This is a genomic window from Nocardiopsis sp. NRRL B-16309, from assembly GCF_001279585.1.
GTDB lineage: Bacteria > Actinomycetota > Actinomycetes > Streptosporangiales > Streptosporangiaceae > Nocardiopsis.
In genome coordinates this window covers 13,740-32,169 of the sequence record NZ_LGEC01000086.1, presented here as the reverse complement: position 1 = coordinate 32,169, position 18,430 = coordinate 13,740, and the positions used below count along the sequence as shown (strand labels likewise).

16 protein-coding genes are annotated in these 18,430 nt (G+C 72.6%); 13 read left to right on the top strand and 3 right to left on the bottom strand.

The features are described from left to right. Positions 1–67 precede the first annotated feature (67 nt). Both ADL05_RS30645 and ADL05_RS19405 read right to left on the bottom strand, forming a co-directional pair. On the bottom strand, positions 68–349 hold the full coding sequence (locus tag ADL05_RS30645; protein WP_156365926.1) for a hypothetical protein: 282 nt from the start codon (positions 347–349) through the stop codon (positions 68–70). Between the two features lie 116 nt (positions 350–465). Further along, entirely contained in the window at positions 466–1,011 is a 546-nt protein-coding gene (locus tag ADL05_RS19405; RefSeq protein WP_053618417.1) for a carboxymuconolactone decarboxylase family protein, read from the bottom strand. 139 nt (positions 1,012–1,150) lie between these two features. Between ADL05_RS19405 and ADL05_RS19400 the strand changes: the two genes are divergently transcribed. From ADL05_RS19400 to ADL05_RS19375, 6 genes are all read left to right on the top strand, one after another. After that, entirely contained in the window at positions 1,151–2,002 is an 852-nt protein-coding gene (locus ADL05_RS19400; RefSeq protein ID WP_053618416.1) for an AraC family transcriptional regulator, read from the top strand. A gap of 293 nt (positions 2,003–2,295) precedes the next feature. Further along, a complete protein-coding gene (locus ADL05_RS19395; protein WP_053618415.1) occupies positions 2,296–3,198 on the top strand; it encodes a LysR family transcriptional regulator in 903 nt (300 codons plus the stop codon). A gap of 205 nt (positions 3,199–3,403) precedes the next feature. Further along, complete coding sequence (locus ADL05_RS19390; protein WP_197285859.1) at positions 3,404–4,315, top strand: ABC transporter substrate-binding protein; 912 nt, start codon at positions 3,404–3,406, stop codon at positions 4,313–4,315. A 289-nt stretch (positions 4,316–4,604) separates the two neighbouring features. Continuing rightward, complete coding sequence (locus ADL05_RS19385) at positions 4,605–6,962, top strand: arylsulfatase (RefSeq protein WP_053618413.1); 2,358 nt, start codon at positions 4,605–4,607, stop codon at positions 6,960–6,962. A 169-nt stretch (positions 6,963–7,131) separates the two neighbouring features. Beyond that, positions 7,132–7,983: a formylglycine-generating enzyme family protein gene (locus ADL05_RS19380; RefSeq protein ID WP_369800972.1), complete on the top strand. Its 852-nt coding sequence runs from the start codon at positions 7,132–7,134 to the stop codon at positions 7,981–7,983. A gap of 247 nt (positions 7,984–8,230) precedes the next feature. Then, entirely contained in the window at positions 8,231–9,184 is a 954-nt protein-coding gene (locus tag ADL05_RS19375) for a GNAT family N-acetyltransferase (protein ID WP_053618412.1), read from the top strand. A gap of 172 nt (positions 9,185–9,356) precedes the next feature. On the opposite strand, the gene ADL05_RS19370 is transcribed toward ADL05_RS19375, so the two are convergent. Then, positions 9,357–10,013 (bottom strand): GntR family transcriptional regulator, encoded by a 657-nt coding sequence (locus tag ADL05_RS19370; protein WP_053618411.1) that lies wholly within the window; start codon positions 10,011–10,013, stop codon positions 9,357–9,359. Positions 10,014–10,095: 82 nt separating this feature from the next. On the opposite strand from ADL05_RS19370, the gene ADL05_RS19365 reads away from it, so the two are divergent. The 7 genes from ADL05_RS19365 to ADL05_RS19335 all read left to right on the top strand — a co-directional run bounded on the left by ADL05_RS19365 (position 10,096) and on the right by ADL05_RS19335 (position 18,376). Further along, positions 10,096–11,343 (top strand): sarcosine oxidase subunit beta family protein, encoded by a 1,248-nt coding sequence (locus tag ADL05_RS19365; protein ID WP_156365925.1) that lies wholly within the window; start codon positions 10,096–10,098, stop codon positions 11,341–11,343. 16 nt (positions 11,344–11,359) lie between these two features. Further along, positions 11,360–11,659: a sarcosine oxidase subunit delta gene (locus tag ADL05_RS19360; protein WP_053618410.1), complete on the top strand. Its 300-nt coding sequence runs from the start codon at positions 11,360–11,362 to the stop codon at positions 11,657–11,659. Further along, positions 11,656–14,550, top strand: a complete 2,895-nt coding sequence (locus ADL05_RS19355; protein WP_053618409.1) for a 2Fe-2S iron-sulfur cluster-binding protein — start codon at positions 11,656–11,658, stop codon at positions 14,548–14,550. Before ADL05_RS19360 ends, ADL05_RS19355 begins: the two co-directional genes overlap by 4 nt. Beyond that, complete coding sequence (locus ADL05_RS19350; RefSeq protein WP_053618408.1) at positions 14,540–15,145, top strand: sarcosine oxidase subunit gamma; 606 nt, start codon at positions 14,540–14,542, stop codon at positions 15,143–15,145. Before ADL05_RS19355 ends, ADL05_RS19350 begins: the two co-directional genes overlap by 11 nt. After that, positions 15,142–16,515: an L-serine ammonia-lyase gene (locus ADL05_RS19345; RefSeq protein ID WP_053618407.1), complete on the top strand. Its 1,374-nt coding sequence runs from the start codon at positions 15,142–15,144 to the stop codon at positions 16,513–16,515. Before ADL05_RS19350 ends, ADL05_RS19345 begins: the two co-directional genes overlap by 4 nt. 55 nt (positions 16,516–16,570) lie before the next feature. After that, positions 16,571–17,422 carry a formyltetrahydrofolate deformylase gene (gene purU / locus ADL05_RS19340; protein ID WP_053618426.1) on the top strand — a complete coding sequence of 284 codons (852 nt, stop codon included), beginning with the start codon at positions 16,571–16,573 and terminating at the stop codon, positions 17,420–17,422. Positions 17,423–17,557: 135 nt separating this feature from the next. After that, a complete protein-coding gene (locus tag ADL05_RS19335) occupies positions 17,558–18,376 on the top strand; it encodes a glucose 1-dehydrogenase (RefSeq protein WP_197285858.1) in 819 nt (272 codons plus the stop codon). The last annotated feature ends 54 nt before the right edge of the window (positions 18,377–18,430 follow it).

Here is an 18,430-nt window from a genome sequence, read left to right as displayed (position 1 = left end):
CGTGGAATACCGAGAAGTAGACGCCAAATCGCCCGGATGCGGCGCGGCCCTCCGATTGGGGCTGAACCTACGTACGTGTACGACAGCCTCCGGGCTCCGGACGGGAAGGCCAGGCGTTCGTGGTCGAGCAGGTGCTCCGTCTCCATCTCTCCCCTGTGGCGCCGAGCTGGTCCAGGAAGCCGAGTTCCGCGCGGCCGGTGCGGACCAGCTCCCCCACCGCGGTGGCCTCCTCGGGCTGGGAGGTGGCGATCCGCACGCGCGGCAACCGGGTCCGGAAGTCGGCCAGGACCGGGGCGGAGGAGCGTGAGGGCGGGCAGCATGGCGAGTTGGCGCACACGAGGTCGCCCATGGGGCCACAGGGCCGACCGGCCGCGGCCCGCGGGAGGACACGGTGTGTGATGGGTGGCCCGGCGGGACCGTGCGGACCGCTCGGCGGCGCTGGCCGCACGGCCCCGCCGGCCTGTGTCAGCTCACGGGCCGCAGCCGCACCCCGGGGAAGTCGACCGGAACGTCGAGCGCGATGTTGATGTAGTTGGTGAACAGGTTCAGGGCCACCTGGGCGACGACCTCGACGATGTGCTCGTCGTCCCAGCCCTGGTCGCGGACGGCCCGCACGTCCTCGGGGGCCACCTGCCCGCGGTGTTCCACGAGCTGGAGGGCGAAGCGGAGGAGTGCCGCGGTGCGGGGGTCGTCGGAGGTGCCGTCCTGCGCGGCCGTCAGGGCGTCCCGGCTGACGCCGGCCTTGCGGCCCAGGGCGGTGTGCGCGGCCAGGCAGTACTCGCACGAGTTGCGATTGGCGACGGCGACGGCGACCTGCTCGCCAAACGCCGGGCCGAGCGCCCCGCCGGCGAAGGCCCCGAACGACGACCACATGCTGGTGAGCGCGGCCGGCGAGTTCGCGACGGCCCGGAACATCGCGGGGACGGTGCCGAACGCGGCGTGGATCTGGTCGAGCTGGTCCTTGACGCTGCCGGTGGCCGACTCGTGCTCGACGAGGTGAACGGTGGGCATGGGGCACTCCTTCGGTCGTGACGGAATCGCCCCCTCGTGGGAGTCCCCGAGGGGCGCACTCACAGACTGGCATCGAATCGTGGACGAAAAGCGGGAAAACGTCCGCGTTTCGTACCAGATCGTCTGGCATACTCGGTTCGTGACTTCCCTCGACCGGCTCTCGCCCCTCCTGGACAGGTTCCGGGTGCGCACGCGCGTCTTCCACACCGGACCGCTGTGCGGCGTCACGGCGTTCGCCGCGCAACCGGGTCGGGGCTTCCTCCACGTGCTGCGGCGCGGGGAGATGGAGGTGACCCACCGCGGTGCGGACGGGCGCCCGGAGCGCCGGGCGATCGATCGGCCGAGCCTGCTCTTCTACCCGAGGCCCCTGGAGCACTCCTTCCACAACGCGCCGACGGAGGACTCCGACTTCGCGTGCGCGACGCTCGACTTCGACGGCGGGGCCACGCACCCGCTCGTGCGCACCCTCCCGGCCGTGATCGTCCTGCCCCTGGCGGCGGTCGACAGCCTGGAGCCGTCGCTCGACCTGCTCTTCGCCGAGATCGACAACGTGCGCTGCGGCCGCCGGGTGCTGGCCGACCGGCTGTTCGAGGTGGTGCTCGTCCACCTCTTCCGGTGGCTCCTGGACCACACCGAGGAACTCGCCCTGCCCGCCGGTCTGCTGACGGGCCTCGCCGACGAGCGCATCGCCCGCACCCTGGTGGCGGTCCACGAGACCCCCGGCGGGCCGTGGACGCTCGCCACGATGGCCCGGGAGGCGCACATGTCGCGCAGCGCGTTCGCCGCCCGGTTCAAGTCGGTCGTCGGGCAGTCGCCGGCCGAGTACGTGACGGGGTGGCGGCTCACCGTCGCCCAGGAGCGGCTGCGGGGCGGGGCGTCCGTCGCCCGTACGGCGACGGAGCTCGGCTACGCCAACCCGCCGGCCTTCTCCCGCGCGTTCGCCCGCGAGCTGGGGCAGTCGCCCCGCGCCTGGCTGGCCGGCGCCCGCTGACCCCGGCCTGCCCCCACCTGGGATCCACCGAGGAGCGACAACACCCGTGACACGCGATGCGATGGCACTCCGACACGTGCCTTTCGAGGACCTCGGGCTCCTCGCGCCCCTGCTGGACGCCCGGGGCTACCGCACGTCGTACCTGGACGTCCCGATCGAGCCGATCACACCGGAGGCGGCGCTGCGGCCCGACCGCGTGACCCGCGGCATATTCGCATGCCGGGCCCCGAACACATCGATACGGCGATTCACGGGTACGGTGGGGGAATCGCGCGTCCGGAGCAGAGGTCATCGTGGAACGCAGGCATCTGGAGTGTTTTCTCGCGGTGGCGAGCCACGGCAGCTTCACGAGTGCCGCCCATTCTCTGCGTATCGCCCAGCCCTCGCTTTCACATACCATCCGGACCCTGGAAAGGGACCTCGGCGCTCCGGTGTTTCGCCGTCTCGGCCGGGGTGTGGTGCTGACACCGGTCGGTGAGGCCCTGATGGAACCGGCCCGGCAGGTGCTGCACGGCTTCACCAAGGTGCACAACGCGGCCGAACGGGTGACCGGGCTCGCGTCCGGGCGGCTGGAGATCGTCGCCGTCACGACCCTGGCCGTGGACCCGCTCGCGTCGTTCGTCGGGGCCTTCCGGAGCCGGTACCCCGGGATCGAGTTCAGCGTGGTCGACCCCGAGAACGCCGCCGCGGTGGTGGACCTGGTCCGCCGCGGCCGGTGCGAGCTCGGGCTCACCGAGCAGGGCGTCTCCACCACCGGCATGCGCGTGATCGAGCTTCCGCGGCAGGAGGTGCTGGCCGTGCTCCCGCCCACGGCCACCAGGCCGGCCTCCGGCGCGCTCACCGTGCGCGAGCTGGCCGCCCTCGACCTCATCACCACGCCCAAGGGCACCACGACGAGGATCGTCCTCGACGACGTGCTCGCGCTGGCGGGCGCGCCGCCGCGCATCGCCGTCGAGATCACCCACCGGGCCGCCATCGTGCCCCTGGTCCTGGCCGGGGCCGGCGCGGCCCTGCTCCCCAGCGGTCTGGCGCGCGACGCCGCGGCGCTCGGTGCCGTGGTCCTGCGCATCGATCCCCCGGTGGCGCGGCACGGCGTGCTCGTCCGGCCGACCGGGGAGCTGTCCCCCGCCGCCGGGGCGTTCGTGGACCTGGTGACCCGCTGGCCGTCCGTCGCCGAGGGCACCGCCCTGCCATAGAAGAGGTCTATGGGAGCCGTCCGGCTTCGCTCTAGCTGGTCACTGTTCATTCGTTGACCCCCGTGCACAGCCGTGCAATCGTTTATCGTGCCCGAGAATTGGACAAGCCGTCCGCAGCGCTGTTCGATGAATTCGAAAGTGCGGCCGACAGCCTGACGGAAAGGGTCACGAAATGCGTTCCAGAACGCATATGATCACCTCTGCATTGTGCATTTCGAGCCTGTTGTTCGCCACGGCGTGCGGCGGACCGCGGGGACTCGAGCAGGGCGGGTCCGGCGAGCTGGACGTCCAACTGGTGCAGCAGCCGTGGGAGGACCTGATCGTGGAGAACGAGATCGTCCGCCAGGTCCTGGACGACGCCGGCTACGAGGTGACCGTCCAGGAGGTGTCCGTCCCCATCGGCGCGCAGGCGCTCGCCGACGGCAGCGTGGACGCCTACCTCGGCAACTGGTGGCCCAGCCAGGAACCGGTCTTCGCCGAACACCTGGGCTCCGGGGACATCGAGGTCCTCAGCACGCTCATGACGGGCACGACGTACGCGCCCGCGGTCCCCCGGTACGTCGCCGAGGAGCACGGCGTGCGCTCGCTGGCGGACCTGTCCGAGAACCAGGACCTGTTCGGGAGCGAGTTCATCGGCATCGAGGCCGGGACCCCGGGCAACCAGTACATCCTCGACGCGATCGAGGACGACGCCTACGGGCTCGGCGACTGGGAACTCGTGCAGTCGAGCACGGCCGCCATGCTGGGCGAGGTCGAGCGCCGCGCGGACAGTGGGGAACCGGTCGTGTTCCTGGGCTGGGAACCGCACTGGATGAACGTGCAGTGGGACCTGGTCTACCTGGAGGATCCCGAGGACGTGTGGCCCGGCGCCGGCGAGATCCGCGTCCTGGCGCGTGAGGGCTTCGAGTCCGAGAATCCGAACGTCGCGCGGTTCCTCTCCCAGATGGAGGTCGACACCGCGACCGCGTCCGCGTGGATCAACCAGCTGAGCAAGGACGGCGAGCCCGTCGAGACGGTCGCGCGGGAGTGGATCGCGCAGAACACCGACGAGGTCGACGCGTGGCTCGACGGTGTCGAGACCCCCGACGGTCAGCCCGCGGAGCTGTCCGGTGCTTGACGTGCGAGGTCCGACCACGGTGTCGGCGCTCTCCCCTGCCCGGTCCCAGCGGCTCACCGGGGCCTTCGACAGGCCGAAGGAGCGCAGGGGCGGCGCGCCGCCGACGGCCGCCCCACCGCGTCGGCTCCGGCCGTCGCCTGCGCGCGAGGAGGTGGAGACGACCGCGGACTGAACGGCGACCGACCCGCCTCCGTCCCGCCTTCGCCGGGCCTGGGCCCGGTCCCCGCAGGGTCGGCCGTGCTCGGCCGGCCGAGAACACCCGAGACAGCCGACACCCAAGGAGTGCACGATGCCGGATCCGCGCGTCAGCCGGGAACAGCTGCCGATTCCGGACCCACAGCACGCCGCCGCCACGTCGACCGACGTGCGCGAGCAGAACCCCCCGTTCGCACCCGCGCAGCCCGTGCGCCCGCCCGAGGGCGCGCCGAACGTGGTCGTGGTGCTCATCGACGACATGGGGTTCGGCGCGCCGAGCGCGTTCGGCGGCCCCTGTGAGATGCCCACGGCCGACCGTCTGGCCGACGGCGGGCTGCGCTACTCCCGGTTCCACGTCACGGCGATCTGCTCCCCCACCAGGCAGTCGCTGCTCACCGGCCGCAACCACCACTCGGTCGGGATGGGCGTCACGACGGAGATGTCCAGCGCGGCACCCGGCTACAGCGGGATCCGTCCGCGCAGCGCGGCCACCCTGGCCCAGGTGCTGCGGGGGAACGGCTACAACACGGGCGCCTTCGGCAAGTGGCACCAGACGCCGGCCCGCGACGTCAGCCCGGCCGGCCCCTTCGACCGGTGGCCCACCGGTGAGGGCTTCGAGAAGTTCTACGGGTTCGTGTGCGCGGAGATGAACCACTGGTACCCGGTGCTCTTCGACGGGACCGCGCCGATCGAGCCGGCCCGGAGGCCGGAGGACGGCTACCACCTGTCCGAGGACCTGGTCGACCAGGCGATCGACTGGGTCCGCACCCAGCAGACCCTCCAACCCGACACCCCGTTCTTCGCCTACGTACCGTTCGGCGCCACCCACGCCCCCTACCACGTGCCCCGGGAGTACCGGGAGAAGTACCGGGGCGCGTTCGACCACGGGTGGGACCGGCAGCGGGAGATCACGCTCGCCCGGCAGAAGGAACTCGGGGTGGTCCCGCCGGACGCCGAGCTGGCGCCGTGGGCCGAGGGGGTGCCGCACTGGGACGAGCTGGACGAGGCCGAGCGCCGGTCGGCCGCGTCGCTGATGGAGCTCTACGCCGGTTTCGCCGAGCACACCGACGCGCAGGTCGGCCGCCTCGTCGACGCCATCGAGGAGACGGGCGCGCTGGAGAACACGCTGATCGTCTACATCCTCGGCGACAACGGCGCCTCGGCCGAGGGCGGTCTGGGCGGCACGCTCAACGAGCACCGCTTCGCCAGCGGCATCCCGGACAGCGCCGCGTACATCAACGACCACGACGAGGCGCTCGGCGATCCGACGACGCACGCCCACTACCCGGTCGGGTGGGCGCTGGCGATGAACACCCCCTACCAGTGGACGAAGCAGGTCGCCTCGCACTTCGGCGGGACCCGGGACGGCATGGTGGTGCACTGGCCGGCCGGGATCACCGAGCGCGGCGGCGTGCGCGACCAGTTCCACCACGTCATCGACGTGATGCCGACCGTCCTGGAGGCCGCCGGGCTGCCGGCTCCCACGACGGTGGACGGCGTCGCGCAGAAGCCGATCGAGGGCACCAGCATGCTCTACAGCTTCAACGGCGCCGACGAACCGGACCGGCACACACTGCAGTACTTCGAGATGGTCGGCCACCGGGGCATCTACCACGACGGCTGGATGGCGGTCACCCGGCACGGCGTGCCGTGGGAGATGGTGGAGACCGAGCGCCGCTCCTACGACGACGACGTCTGGGAGCTCTACGACACCAGCGTCGACTGGACGCAGTCCCATGACGTCTCCGCCGAGCACCCGGGCAAGCTGCGCGAACTCCAGCAGCTGTTCCTCATCGAGGCGGCGAAGTACAACGTGTTCCCGCTGGACGACCGGATGACCGAGCGGGAGAACCCCCGTGAGGCCGGCCGGCTGGACCTGCACGGCGACCGCGACACGATCACGTTCCACGGCCCGGGCCTGCGCCTGACCGAGGAGACGGCGCCGAACGTGAAGAACCGCTCGCACACCATCACGGCGGTGGTCGAGGTTCCGGCCGGCGGCGCGTCCGGGGTGCTCGTCGCGCAGGGCGGCAGGTTCGGCGGCTGGTCGCTGTACTGCCACGAGGGCAGGCCCAGCTACGCCTACAACTACTTCGGGCTCCGCGAGCACAAGGTTCGCGCGGGCGCACCGCTCTCCGAGGGCCGGCACGAGATCACCCTGGAGTTCGGCTACGACGGCGGCGGTGTGGGCAGGGGCGCGACCGTGGTGCTGGGCGTGGACGGTGAGAAGGTCGACGAGGGCAGGGTGGAGGCGACCATCCCCTACTACTTCGCCTTCGACGAGACCTTCGACCTCGGCGTCGACCGCGCCTCACCGGTGACCGACGACTACGCCTTCGTCGACAACGCGTTCACCGGCACGTTGGAGCGGGTCCGGCTCGACCTGGGCGACGTCTGGAGCGATGTGGCCAGCGATCGGGCACGTACCGAGTTCCGGGCCGCCCATGAGTGAGGGGTCCGGCGGCGGCCGGTGCTGCGCCCCCTCGCGCGGCGCGGGAAGCGCGGGGAGCGCGGGAGGCGCACAGGGCTCGGGAAGCGCGGGAAGCGCGGGAAGCGCACTGGGCGCGGGAGGCGCGGCGCGCCCCGGCGCGCGACCGGCGTTCGAGCGGGAGCCGGGCGACGTGAGCGGCCTGGTGCCGCTGGAGGGCGGAACCTTCCTCATGGGCAGCGACGACGCCCGCTCCTATCCCGGCGACGGCGAGGGACCGGTCCGCCGGGTGGAGGTGGAGCCGTTCTGGATCAGCCCGACGACGGTCAGCAACGCCGCGTTCGCCGCGTTCGCCGACGCGACGGGCCACCGCACGGCCGCCGAGCGGTTCGGCTGGTCCTTCGTGTTCGGCGGGCTCCTGCCGGACGACTTCCCGCCCACGCGGGCGGTGGCGAGCGCGCCGTGGTGGCGCCTGGTGGAGGGCGCGGACTGGCGGCGGCCGGAGGGTCCGGGGTCAGGGGTCGCCGACCGGGCGGACCATCCGGTGGTGCACGTGTCCTGGGACGACGCCCGGGCCTACTGTGACTGGGCCGGGCTGCGCCTGGCGACCGAGGCCGAATGGGAGTACGCGGCCCGGGGCGGGCTGGAGGGCTGCGCCTTCCCGTGGGGCGATGAGCTCGAACCCGGCGGCGAGCACCGGATGAACGTCTGGCAGGGGACCTTCCCGCAGGGCAACACCGTCGCAGACGGCTGGCTCGGGACCTGCCCCGTCACCGCGTTCGAGCCGAACGGCCTCGGACTGTACAACATGACGGGCAACGTGTGGGAGTGGTGCCAGGACCGGTTCGACACGGACCCGCACGCCGGACGGGGCCCCCGCGGGACGGGTGGTCCCGAGGACGGCGCCCGCCGGAGTTCGCGCGGCGGGTCCTACCTGTGCCACGCGTCCTACTGCCGGCGCTACCGCGTGAGCGCGCGCCAGGGGCTCACCCCGGACTCGTCGATGGGCAACGCCGGCTTCCGGTGCGCCCGCGACGCGGTCTGAGGGCACACGCCGCACGCGCACGGCACGGGGGTGCGTGACCGATCCCGCCTTCCTCCACGCGCGTGTCGGCGTTCGGGGTCGCGCGGCCCGGGGAGAGCGCCGCGACGCTCTCCCCGGGCCCGGCCGCGTATCCGCTCGGCCTACATGGTGACGGCGAGTCGACCGTCCACGGCGGCGCCCCAGGAGAGTGACCGGCGGCCGGAAAACCAGTCGACGGGCCCGCGGCTTCCTGGCACCGTGGGGCACTGTGACGACCTCAGAGCTTGTGACCGCCGCGGACGTGGAACTCATGCAGGGCCTGGCGCAGCGCATCGCCGCGACCCACCCGGAGCTGGTGAACAGCGACGCCTCGTTCGGCGAGCTGGCCTGGAACTGGGGCAGGGCGCACACCGCCCAGGGCTCCGCGTGGCGCCGCCGCCTGTGGTTCTCCGGCGGGGACCTGGTGGCGTGGGGGTGGGCCCAGCTGCCGCGCAGCGTTCGGGTCAGCGACGGGTCGGTCCATGACGTCACCGGCTCCTACCTGGCCCACCAGGTCCACCCCGACCACGCCGCGTTGGTCGACGAGGTGATCGACTGGTACGACGCCACGGCGCCGGGCCTGGAGCGCACCGCGCTGCCGGGCGCCTCCGACGGCTTCGCCCTGGAGCGGTGGGCGTCGCACGGGTACGTGCCCGACCCGTCCGGGCAGGGCGACACCGGGTCCTGGACCCAGCTCAACCAGCGCGACCTCACCGGCCTGGAGCCGCCGGCGCTCCCGGACGGGTACCGGTTCCGCACCGCCGACGAGGCCGGGGAGGAGGCCGCGGTCCGGGCCCACCTGAACGCCTGGGGACCTCGGGCGTACTCGGTCGAGGCCTACCGGGACGTGCGGGAGACGCGGGGCTACCACGACGACCTGCACGTGCTGGTGGAGGCGCCGGACGGGACGATGGCGTCCTCGGCGATCATGTGGCTGGACGAGGCGAACCGCACCGTCGAGTTCGAGCCGGTCGGGACGCACCCCGGCCACCGGCGCCTGGGACTGGGCCGGTCGGTGCTCCTGCACGGGATGCGCCTGGCCCGGGAGGCGGGGGCCGTGCACGCCACGGTCGCCTGCCTGGGAGCGCCCGGACACCCGTCGGCCCGCGAACTGTACTACGGCGTCGGGTTCCGCAAGCTGTCCCAGGACGTCCCGCTCCTCAAGCCCGCGGCCGCCGCCTGACGGGAGGCGGCCCGGCACACACCAGAGCCTCCGCCACACCCGGCACGGAACACCGGTACCCGGCCCGTGGACGCCCGCGGCCCGGCCATGGGCCGCGGTCGGGCCTCCCCGTCGTGGTCCGGGAGACGGCGGCCTCCGACCGGAGGAATCCTGCCGGGGTCGAAGCACACGCTCAGATGAGGGCTTTGATGGCTCGCTCGAAGCCGGCGACGTGCTCCAGGGCGAGTTCCGCGGCCTTGTCCGCGTCGCGCTCGATGATGGCGGTCAGCAGGGGGATGTGCTCCTCCACGTGGCCGGTCACCCCTGACAGCCGGGGGATGAAGACGCACCAGATCCGGGTGGCGAGGTCGTCGTAGGTGACCAGGGTGTCCTGGAGGAACGGGTTGTACACGCACCGGTAGATCGCCCGGTGCACGCTGACGTCGGCGCGGAGCAGCGCGGTGTTGTCCTCGGCCTGGTCCTCCTCCAGGCGGGACCGCAGCTCGGCGAGGTCGGCGCGGTCGGCGTCGGTGGCCCGCTCGGCCGCCGACGCGGCGGCCAGGGGCTCCAGGGTGCGCCGCACCTCGGAGATGTGCGCGAGGTCGGCGATGTGCACGTCGGTGGCGAAGGTGCCGCGGCGCGGGTAGGCGATGACCATGCGGTCGCGCGCCAGGCGTTTGAGCGCCTCCCGGATCGGGGTGCGCCCCATGCCGAGTTCGCTGCCGAGCCGGTCCTCGTTGATCGGTTCGCCCGGCTTGATGTCGAGCATCACCAGGCGGTCGCGGATCTCGGCGTAGGCCCGGTCCGCCATCGAGGTTTCCGAGGATGACTCATTGACCTGTGTTCCCATGTGACCTACAGTACAACGAAAGCTGATATATCAGTCGTCGACTAAGTGACGGCCACCCCGGACCCCCGCTGGAGGCATCGCGATGACCGACCCCGTGTCCCCGGCCCCGCCGCCCGGCGCACACCTGCCCGACCACCCCGGCTTCCTGTGGGAGGACCCGGAGCCGCGGCCCGCCTACGACGTGGTGGTCGTGGGCGGCGGCGGGCACGGCCTGGCCACCGCCTACTACCTCGCCAAGGTGCACGGCATCACGAACGTGGCGGTCCTGGAGAAGGGGTGGCTGGCGGGCGGCAACATGGCCCGCAACACCACGATCATCCGCTCCAACTACCTGTGGGACGAGAGCTCCGGCATCTACGAGCACTCGCTGAAGCTGTGGGAGGGCCTGGAGGAGGACCTCGGCTACCCGATCCTGTTCGACCAGCGCGGGGTGCTCAACCTCGCGCACAGCCTCCAGGACGTACGCGACAGCGTGCGGCGGGTCAACGCCAACCGGCTCAACGGCGTCGACGCCGAATGGCTGGACCCGCGGGGCGTCAAGGAGGTCTGCCCGATCGTCAACACCGCGCCGGACGTGCGCTACCCGGTGCTCGGGGCCACCTACCAGCCGCGCGCGGGCATCGCCAAGCACGACTACGTGGCCTGGGGGTACGCGCGGGCCGCGCACGCGATGGGCGTCGACCTCATCCAGAACTGCGAGGTCACCGGCATCGAGACGGTCGGCGACCGGGTCACCGCCGTGCGGACCACGCGCGGGCGCATCGCCGCGGGCCGGGTCGCGCTGTGCGCGGCCGGCCACAGCTCGGTGCTCGCGGAGATGGTCGGCCTCCGGCTCCCGCTCACCTCGCACCCGCTCCAGGCCCTGGTCTCCGAACTGCTCGAACCCGTCCACCCCACCGTGGTGATGTCCAACGCGGTGCACGTCTACGTCTCCCAGGCGCACAAGGGCGAACTGGTCATGGGCGCGGGCATCGACAGCTACAACGGCTACGGGCAGCGGGGATCGTTCCACATCATCGAGCGGCAGATGTCGGCCGCCCTGGAGCTGTTCCCGATCTTCGCCAGAGCCCATCTGCTGCGCACGTGGGCGGGCATCGTCGACGTGAGCCCCGACGCCTCCCCCATCGTCGGCCTCACCCCGGTCGAGGGCCTCTACCTCAACTGCGGTTGGGGCACCGGCGGCTTCAAGGCCACCCCCGGCGTCGGCGACTGCTTCGCGCACACCATCGCCCACGACAAACCGCACCGGTTCAACGAACCCTTCACCCTCGAACGGTTCACCACCGGCGCCCTGGTCGACGAGCACGGCGCCGCCGCCGTCGCGCACTGAGAGCGAGGAGCCAGCCATGCAACTCATCCCCTGCCCGTGGTGCGGGCCGCGCGAGGAAGCCGAGTTCCACTACGGCGGCCAGGCGCACGTGGCCTATCCCGAGGACCCCGGCGCGCTGACCGACCAGGAGTGGGCCCGGTTCGTGTTCTTCCGCGACAACCCGTGCGGTCCGTTCGCGGAGCGGTGGAGCCACAGCGCGGGCTGCCGCCGGTGGTTCAACGCCGTCCGCGACACCAGGACCTACGAACTGCTGTCCGTGTACCGCGTCGGCGAGCCGAGGCCCGACGCCAGTGAAAGGGACGAGGTGGTCTCGTGAGCGCGGCCTTCCGCCTGCCCACCGGCGGGCACGTCGACAGGGGCACCGAGCTGCGGTTCACCTTCAACGGCCGGTCGATGACCGGCTACCGCGGCGACACCCTCGCCTCCGCGCTGCTGGCCAACGGCGAGCACCGGATCGGCACCAGCGTCAAGTTCGGCCGACCGCGCGGCATCGTGGCGGCGGGCTCGGAGGACCCGACGTCGCTGGTGCAGATCGAACAGCCCTTCCCCGAGCCGATGCTGACCGCGACCACGGTCGAGCTCTACGACGGCCTCGTGGCCCACGGCCTGCCCGGGCGGGGCCGGCTGGCGGACGAGCCCGACCCGGCCCGCTACGACGCCAAGCACGCGCACTGCGACGTCCTCGTCGTCGGAACCGGGCCCGCGGGGCTGATGGCCGCGCTCACCGCGGCCCGCGGCGGTGCCCGCGTCGTCGTGGTCGACGAGCAGAGCCGGGCCGGGGGCGCGCTGCTGGGTACCAGGGAGTACCTCGACGAGCGCCCGTGGACGGAGTGGGTCGACGACACCGTGGCGGAGCTGCGGGGCACCCCCGGTGTCCTGCTCCTGGAGCGCACGACCGCGTTCGGCGTCTACCAGGACGGGTTCGTCCTCGCCCTGCAGCGCCGCACCGACCACCTGGGCTTCGACGCGCCCGCCCACGCGGCCCGCCAGCGGGTCTGGCGGATCAGGGCCGCGCAGACCGTCCTGGCCACCGGCGCCCACGAGCGGCCCGTCGTCTTCGCCGACAACGACCGCCCCGGGATCATGCTCGCCGGGTCGGCGCGCACCTACCTGCACCGCTACGGCGTGCTGCCCGGCACGCGGGCGGTCGTCTTCGCGACCGACGACAGCGCCTACGCGGCGGCGCTCGACCTCGCGAACGCCGGGATGGAGGTGGCGGCGGTCGTGGACGCCAGGCCGACCGCGCCCCGGCTGCTGCGCGCGCGGTGCTGCGCCCACGGGATCGATGTCCGCGCGGGCCACGTCGTCACCGGGACCGAGGGCGGGGACCGCGTCAGCGCGGTCCACGTGGCCCCGGCCGCCGGCTCCGACGGGTCGGCCGACGCCATCGGAACCGCCGGAGCCGCCGACACGATCGACTGCGACACCCTGCTCGTCGGCGGCGGGTGGAACCCCGTCGTGCACCTGTTCAGCCAGGCGGGGGGCACCCTGCGCTACGACTCCCGGCTCGGCGCCCACGTTCCGGGCCAGGCACCGGCGACCGTGCGGGTGGCCGGATCGGCGACCGGCGCCCACGACCTGTCCGCGTGCCTGCGGCAGGGGTGGGAGGCCGGCTGCGAGGCGGCGCTCGCCACCGGTTCGCGCCCCGACGAGGTCGCACTGCCGGCCTCGGAACCGCGGGCCGGGGAACAGCCCGGCCTGGTGCTCTGGCGCGTCCCGGGCGAAGCCCCGCGGGACGCGCCCGACACCCGCTTCGTCGACCTGCAGCGCGACGCGACGGTCTCCGACGTCCTGCGCGCCACCGGCGCGGGGCTGAGCTCCCTCGAACACGTCAAGCGGTACACGACCATCGGCACCGCGCACGACCAGGGCAAGACCTCCGGAACGATCACCGCGGGCATCGTCGCCGAGGCCCTGGGAGTCGAACTCTCCGACCAGCGGCCCACCACGTTCCGGCCCCCCTACACCCCGGTGCCCTTCGCCGCGCTGGCCGGGCGCGACCGCGGGGAACTGCACGACCCGGCGCGGGTGACCGCCGTCCACGCCTGGCACGTCGCGCGCGGCGCGCTGTTCGAGGACGTGGGGCAGTGGAAGCGGCCCTGGTACTTCCCCCTGCCGGGCGAGGACATGGACACCGCCGTGCTGCGCGAGTGCCGTGCCGCGCGCGAGGGCGTCGCGCTGATGGACGGCTCGACCCTGGGCAAGATCGACGTCCAGGGCCGGGACGCCGGACGGTTCCTCGACATGCTCTACACGAACAAGATGAGCGGCCTGCGGGTCGGCAGGATCCGCTACGGGCTCATGTGCGGTGTCGACGGCATGGTCATCGACGACGGCACCGTCATCCGGCTGGCCGAGGACCGCTTCCTGGTGACCACGACGACCGGCAACGCAGCCATGGTCCTGGACTGGATGGAGGAGTGGCTGCAGACCGAGTGGCCGCACCTGGACGTGTACGCCGCCTCGGTCACCGAGCACTGGGCCACGTTCCCGCTGGTCGGGCCGCGTTCGCGCGACGTGCTCGCCGCGCTGGCCCCCGGCCTGGACGTGGGCAACGACGCCTTCGAGTTCATGGCGTGGCGGGACACCGTCCTGGACGTGGGCCCGGGCGTCACCGCGCGGGTGTGCCGGATCAGCTTCTCCGGGGAGCTGGCCTACGAGATCAACGTGACCGCCTGGCACGGCCCGGCCGTGTGGGAGGCCCTCATGGCGGCGGGCGAGGCGTACGGGATCACGCCCTACGGCACCGAGACCATGCACGTGCTGCGCGCCGAGAAGGGCTACCCGATCATCGGCCAGGAGACCGACGCCACGGTCACGCCCCAGGACCTGGGGATGGCGTGGGCCGTGTCGAAGAAGAAGGCCGACTTCCTCGGCAAGCGGTCCTTCGACCGGGCGGAGAACAACCGCCCGGACCGCAAGCAGCTCGTCGGGCTGCTGCCGCTGGACCGGGACGTCCGGCTGCCGGAGGGCGCGCAGGTGGTCGACACCGACGACCTGCCCGAGCCCCCGGTCCGGATGCTCGGCCACGTCACGTCCAGCTACCGCAGCGCCGCCCTGGACCGGACGTTCGCGCTCGCGGTGGTGCGCTCGGGCCGCGAGCGCGTCGGGGAGATCCTCCACGTCCCGGTCGGGGACGGCCTGGTACCGGTCACCGTGACCGAGTCCGTGCTCTACGACAAGGAAGGAGCCCGCCGTGACGGCTGACACCAGCGTTCGGACCAGCCCGCTGGCCGCGTGGACCGACCGACTCGCCGCCCTCGCCCCCGCCCTCGACGTGGCCGAGCGGCCGTTCCTGACCCAGCTCACCGTGCGGGCCCGCGACGCGGTCGCGGTGGCCAGGATGGGCGAGGCCCTGGGCGTCGCCTTCCCGGCCGACCCGTGCACGTCCACCCGGGGCGGCGGCCCCTTCGGCGACGTCGAGGTGCTGTGGATGGGGCCGGACGAGTTCCTCGTGGTGGCCGGACCCGACCGGCGCGCACTGGTCGAGGACGCCCTCCGCGCGGCCGTGCGCCCCGCGCGCGGCGCGGTCGTGGACACCTCGGCCCAGCGCACGACGCTGGCGCTGTCGGGCCCCCACGCGCGGGACGTCCTCGCCCACGGCTGCGCGATCGACCTGCACCCGTCGGCGGCGCCCACCGGGACCTGCGTACAGACCCTGCTCGCGCGGGCCGGAGTCGTACTGCGCGTGGACGACGCCGAGTGCGACGCGTTCACCCTGCTGGTCAGGTCCTCCTTCGCCGAGTACCTCGCCGCGTGGCTGTGCGACGCGAGTGTCGAGTACCGGGCGGCCCTGTCATGAGCCTGAGCGTGTTCGACCTGTTCACGGTCGGCATCGGACCGTCGAGCTCGCACACCGTCGGTCCGATGCGCGCGGCGAAGGCGTTCGCGGACGGCCTGCGGGCGGAGGGGGCGTCGTCGCGGGTCGCGTCGGTGCGGGTCGAGCTGTTCGGGTCGCTGGGCGCGACCGGCCACGGGCACGGCAGCGTCGGCGCCGTCGTGCTGGGGCTGGCGGGCCACGCTCCCGACACGGTCGACCCGGTCGCGGCCCGGCCGGTGGTGGACGACGTGGCGGCGGCCGGGAAGCTTGAGCTGGCCGGGGGCCGCGTGATCGGGTTCTCGGCCGACGACGACGTCGTGCTGCACCGCACACGGCGGCTCGACTTCCACAGCAACGGCATGGTGTTCCACGCGTTCGACCGCGAGCGGGCCACCGTCGCGGTCCGGACCTACTACTCGGTCGGCGGCGGCTTCGTCGTGGACGAGGACGCCGCCGGGGCCGCGGTCCTGGTCGAGGACCCCACGCCCGTGGAGTTCCCGTTCTCCACCGCCGGGGAACTGCTGGACCGGGCCGGACGCGCGGGCCTGCCCCTCAGCGCGGTGATGCTGGCCAACGAGCGCTCCCGCCGCACGGAGCGGGAGACCAGGGACGGGCTGCTGCGGATCTGGTCGGTGATGCGCGAGTGCGTGGACCGCGGGTCCACGACCCGGGGCGTGCTGCCCGGCGGGCTCAGGGTCCGAAGGCGCGCCGCGGCGCTGCGGGCGGACCTGGAGGCCGCGGGCGAGACCGGTGACCCGCTGCGCGCCATGGAGTGGGTCACGATGTTCGCGCTGGCGGTCAACGAGGAGAACGCGGCGGGCGGACGGGTCGTGACCGCGCCGACCAACGGCGCGGCCGGGATCATCCCTGCGGTCCTGTCCTACTACGACCGCTTCGTGCCCGGCGCCGACGAGGACGGCATCGTGCGGTTCCTGCTCACCGCGGGCGCGGTCGGCATGCTGTTCAAACAGAACGCCTCGATCTCCGGCGCGGAGGTCGGATGCCAGGGCGAGGTCGGTTCCGCCTGCTCCATGGCCGCCGCCGGCCTGGCCGAGGTGCTCGGCGGCGCCCCCGCCCAGGTGGAGAACGCAGCGGAGATCGGCATCGAGCACAACCTGGGCCTGACCTGCGATCCGGTGGGCGGCCTGGTCCAGATCCCCTGCATCGAGCGCAACGCGATCGCCGCCGTCAAGGCCATCACCGCGGCGCGGATGTCGGTCCGCGGCGACGGCGCCCACCACGTGTCCCTGGACAAGGCCATCAAGACCATGCGGGAGACCGGCGCTGACATGAAGGACAAGTACAAGGAGACCGCCCGCGGCGGGCTCGCGCTCAACGTCGTCGAGTGCTGACCGGCGCGTGGGCGGTTCCGGCACCCAGAACTCTCACCCCATCGAGGAGACCACCGTGGCGCGCGACTTCACCCTGACCCTACGGTGCCCGGAACGGGCGGGCATCGTCCACGCGGTGACCGAGTTCCTGGTCGACCGCGGCTGCGACATCGTCGAGCACCAGCAGTTCGACGACAACGTGCGCGGCCAGCTGTTCCTGCGGACGGCGTTCTCGTCCGGGGACGCCGGGCACGACGCCGACACCCTCAGGGGCGAGTTCGCGCCCGTGGCACGGGAGTTCGACATGGACTTCCACCTGTGGGACGAGCGGCGCCCGCGCATCCTGGTGATGGTGTCCAAGACCGCCCACTGCCTGAACGACCTGCTGTTCCGGTGGCGCGCGGGCAACCTCGACGGGGAGCTGGTCGGGGTGGTGTCCAACCACGAGAACCTGCGTCCGATGGCCGAGGCGGCGGGCCTGGACTTCGTGCACGTGCCGGTGACCGACGGGTCCAAGGCCGCCGCCGAGGCGCGCCTGCTCGAACTCGTCGAGGAGTACGGCGCCGACCTCGTGGTGCTGGCGCGGTACATGCAGGTGCTCTCGGACGAGCTGTGCGCCAAGCTCGAAGGCCGCGTGATCAACATCCACCACTCCTTCCTGCCCGGTTTCAAGGGCGCCAGGCCCTACCACCAGGCCTACGAGCGCGGGGTGAAGTACGTCGGCGCGACCGCGCACTACGTCACGCCCGACCTCGACGAGGGCCCGATCATCGAGCAGGAGGTGCTGCGGGTGGACCACTCCTTCGACCCTCGGGCGCTGGCGACCGTGGGGCGCGACGCCGAGGCACTGGCGCTGTCCCGTGCGGTGCGCTGGCACTGCCAGCACCGGGTCCTGCTGTACGGGCGCAGTACCGTGGTCTTCCGCTGACTCCCGTGCCCTTCGATCCCCTCGACCCCCGAGTCGGCCTCGGAGGGCGCGCCGGACACGGTGTGGTGGTCTCCCCGCGCGGGGCGGCCGTGATGTAGACAGGCTCTCGTACCTGCCACCGGACCGGGAGATGCTGTGGACGGCGAGCCCACGACCGACACGTTCACGATCGAGCCGCCCGGGGAGCGGCTCCTGGACGGCCGCAAGGCGCTGGTGACCGGCGCCGACTCCGGGATCGGGCGCGGCATCGCCTACCGGCTCGCCGCGCACGGGGCCGCCGTGGCGATCAACCACCTGGACGACTCAACGTCCGCCGACGCGATGGCCGAGCAGATCCGGGACGCGGGCGGCAGAGCCGTCACCGTGCGGATGGACGTCTCTCAGGAGGACCAGGTCCAGCGGGCGTTCGCCCGGGCCGCCGACGCGTTCGACGGCCTCGACCTGCTGGTCAACAACGCCGGGATCGAACGCCCCTCCCCGCTGGTGGACATGGAGCTGGAGTGGTGGCGCAAGGTCATCGACGTCAACCTCACCGGCACGTTCCTGTGCTCACGGGAAGCGGCGCGGATCATGCTGGACCGCGGCTCGCGCGGCGCGATCATCAACATCAGCAGCGTCCACGAGGAGATCCCCTGGAAGGAGTTCTCCCACTACTGCGCGTCCAAGGGCGGGCAGCGCATGTTCACCCGCAGCATCGCGCGCGAACTCGCTCCGCACGGCATCCGCGTGCTGGCGGTGGCGCCGGGGGCGATCGCGACCTCCATCAACGAGGACGTGCTCGCCGACTCGCGCCGCCGGGAGGCGGTGGAGGAGCAGATCCCGCTGGGGCGGTGGGGCCAGGTGTCCGACGTCGCCGGTGTGGTGGCCTTCCTGGCCTCCGACCGGGCGGAGTACGTCGTCGGCTCGACGGTGTTCGTCGACGGCGGCATGATGCTCTACCCGAAGTTCGTCTGACCGCGTCCGCCCTGCCGGGGATTTACCCTCATCCCCGTTTGGTCCCACCCTGCT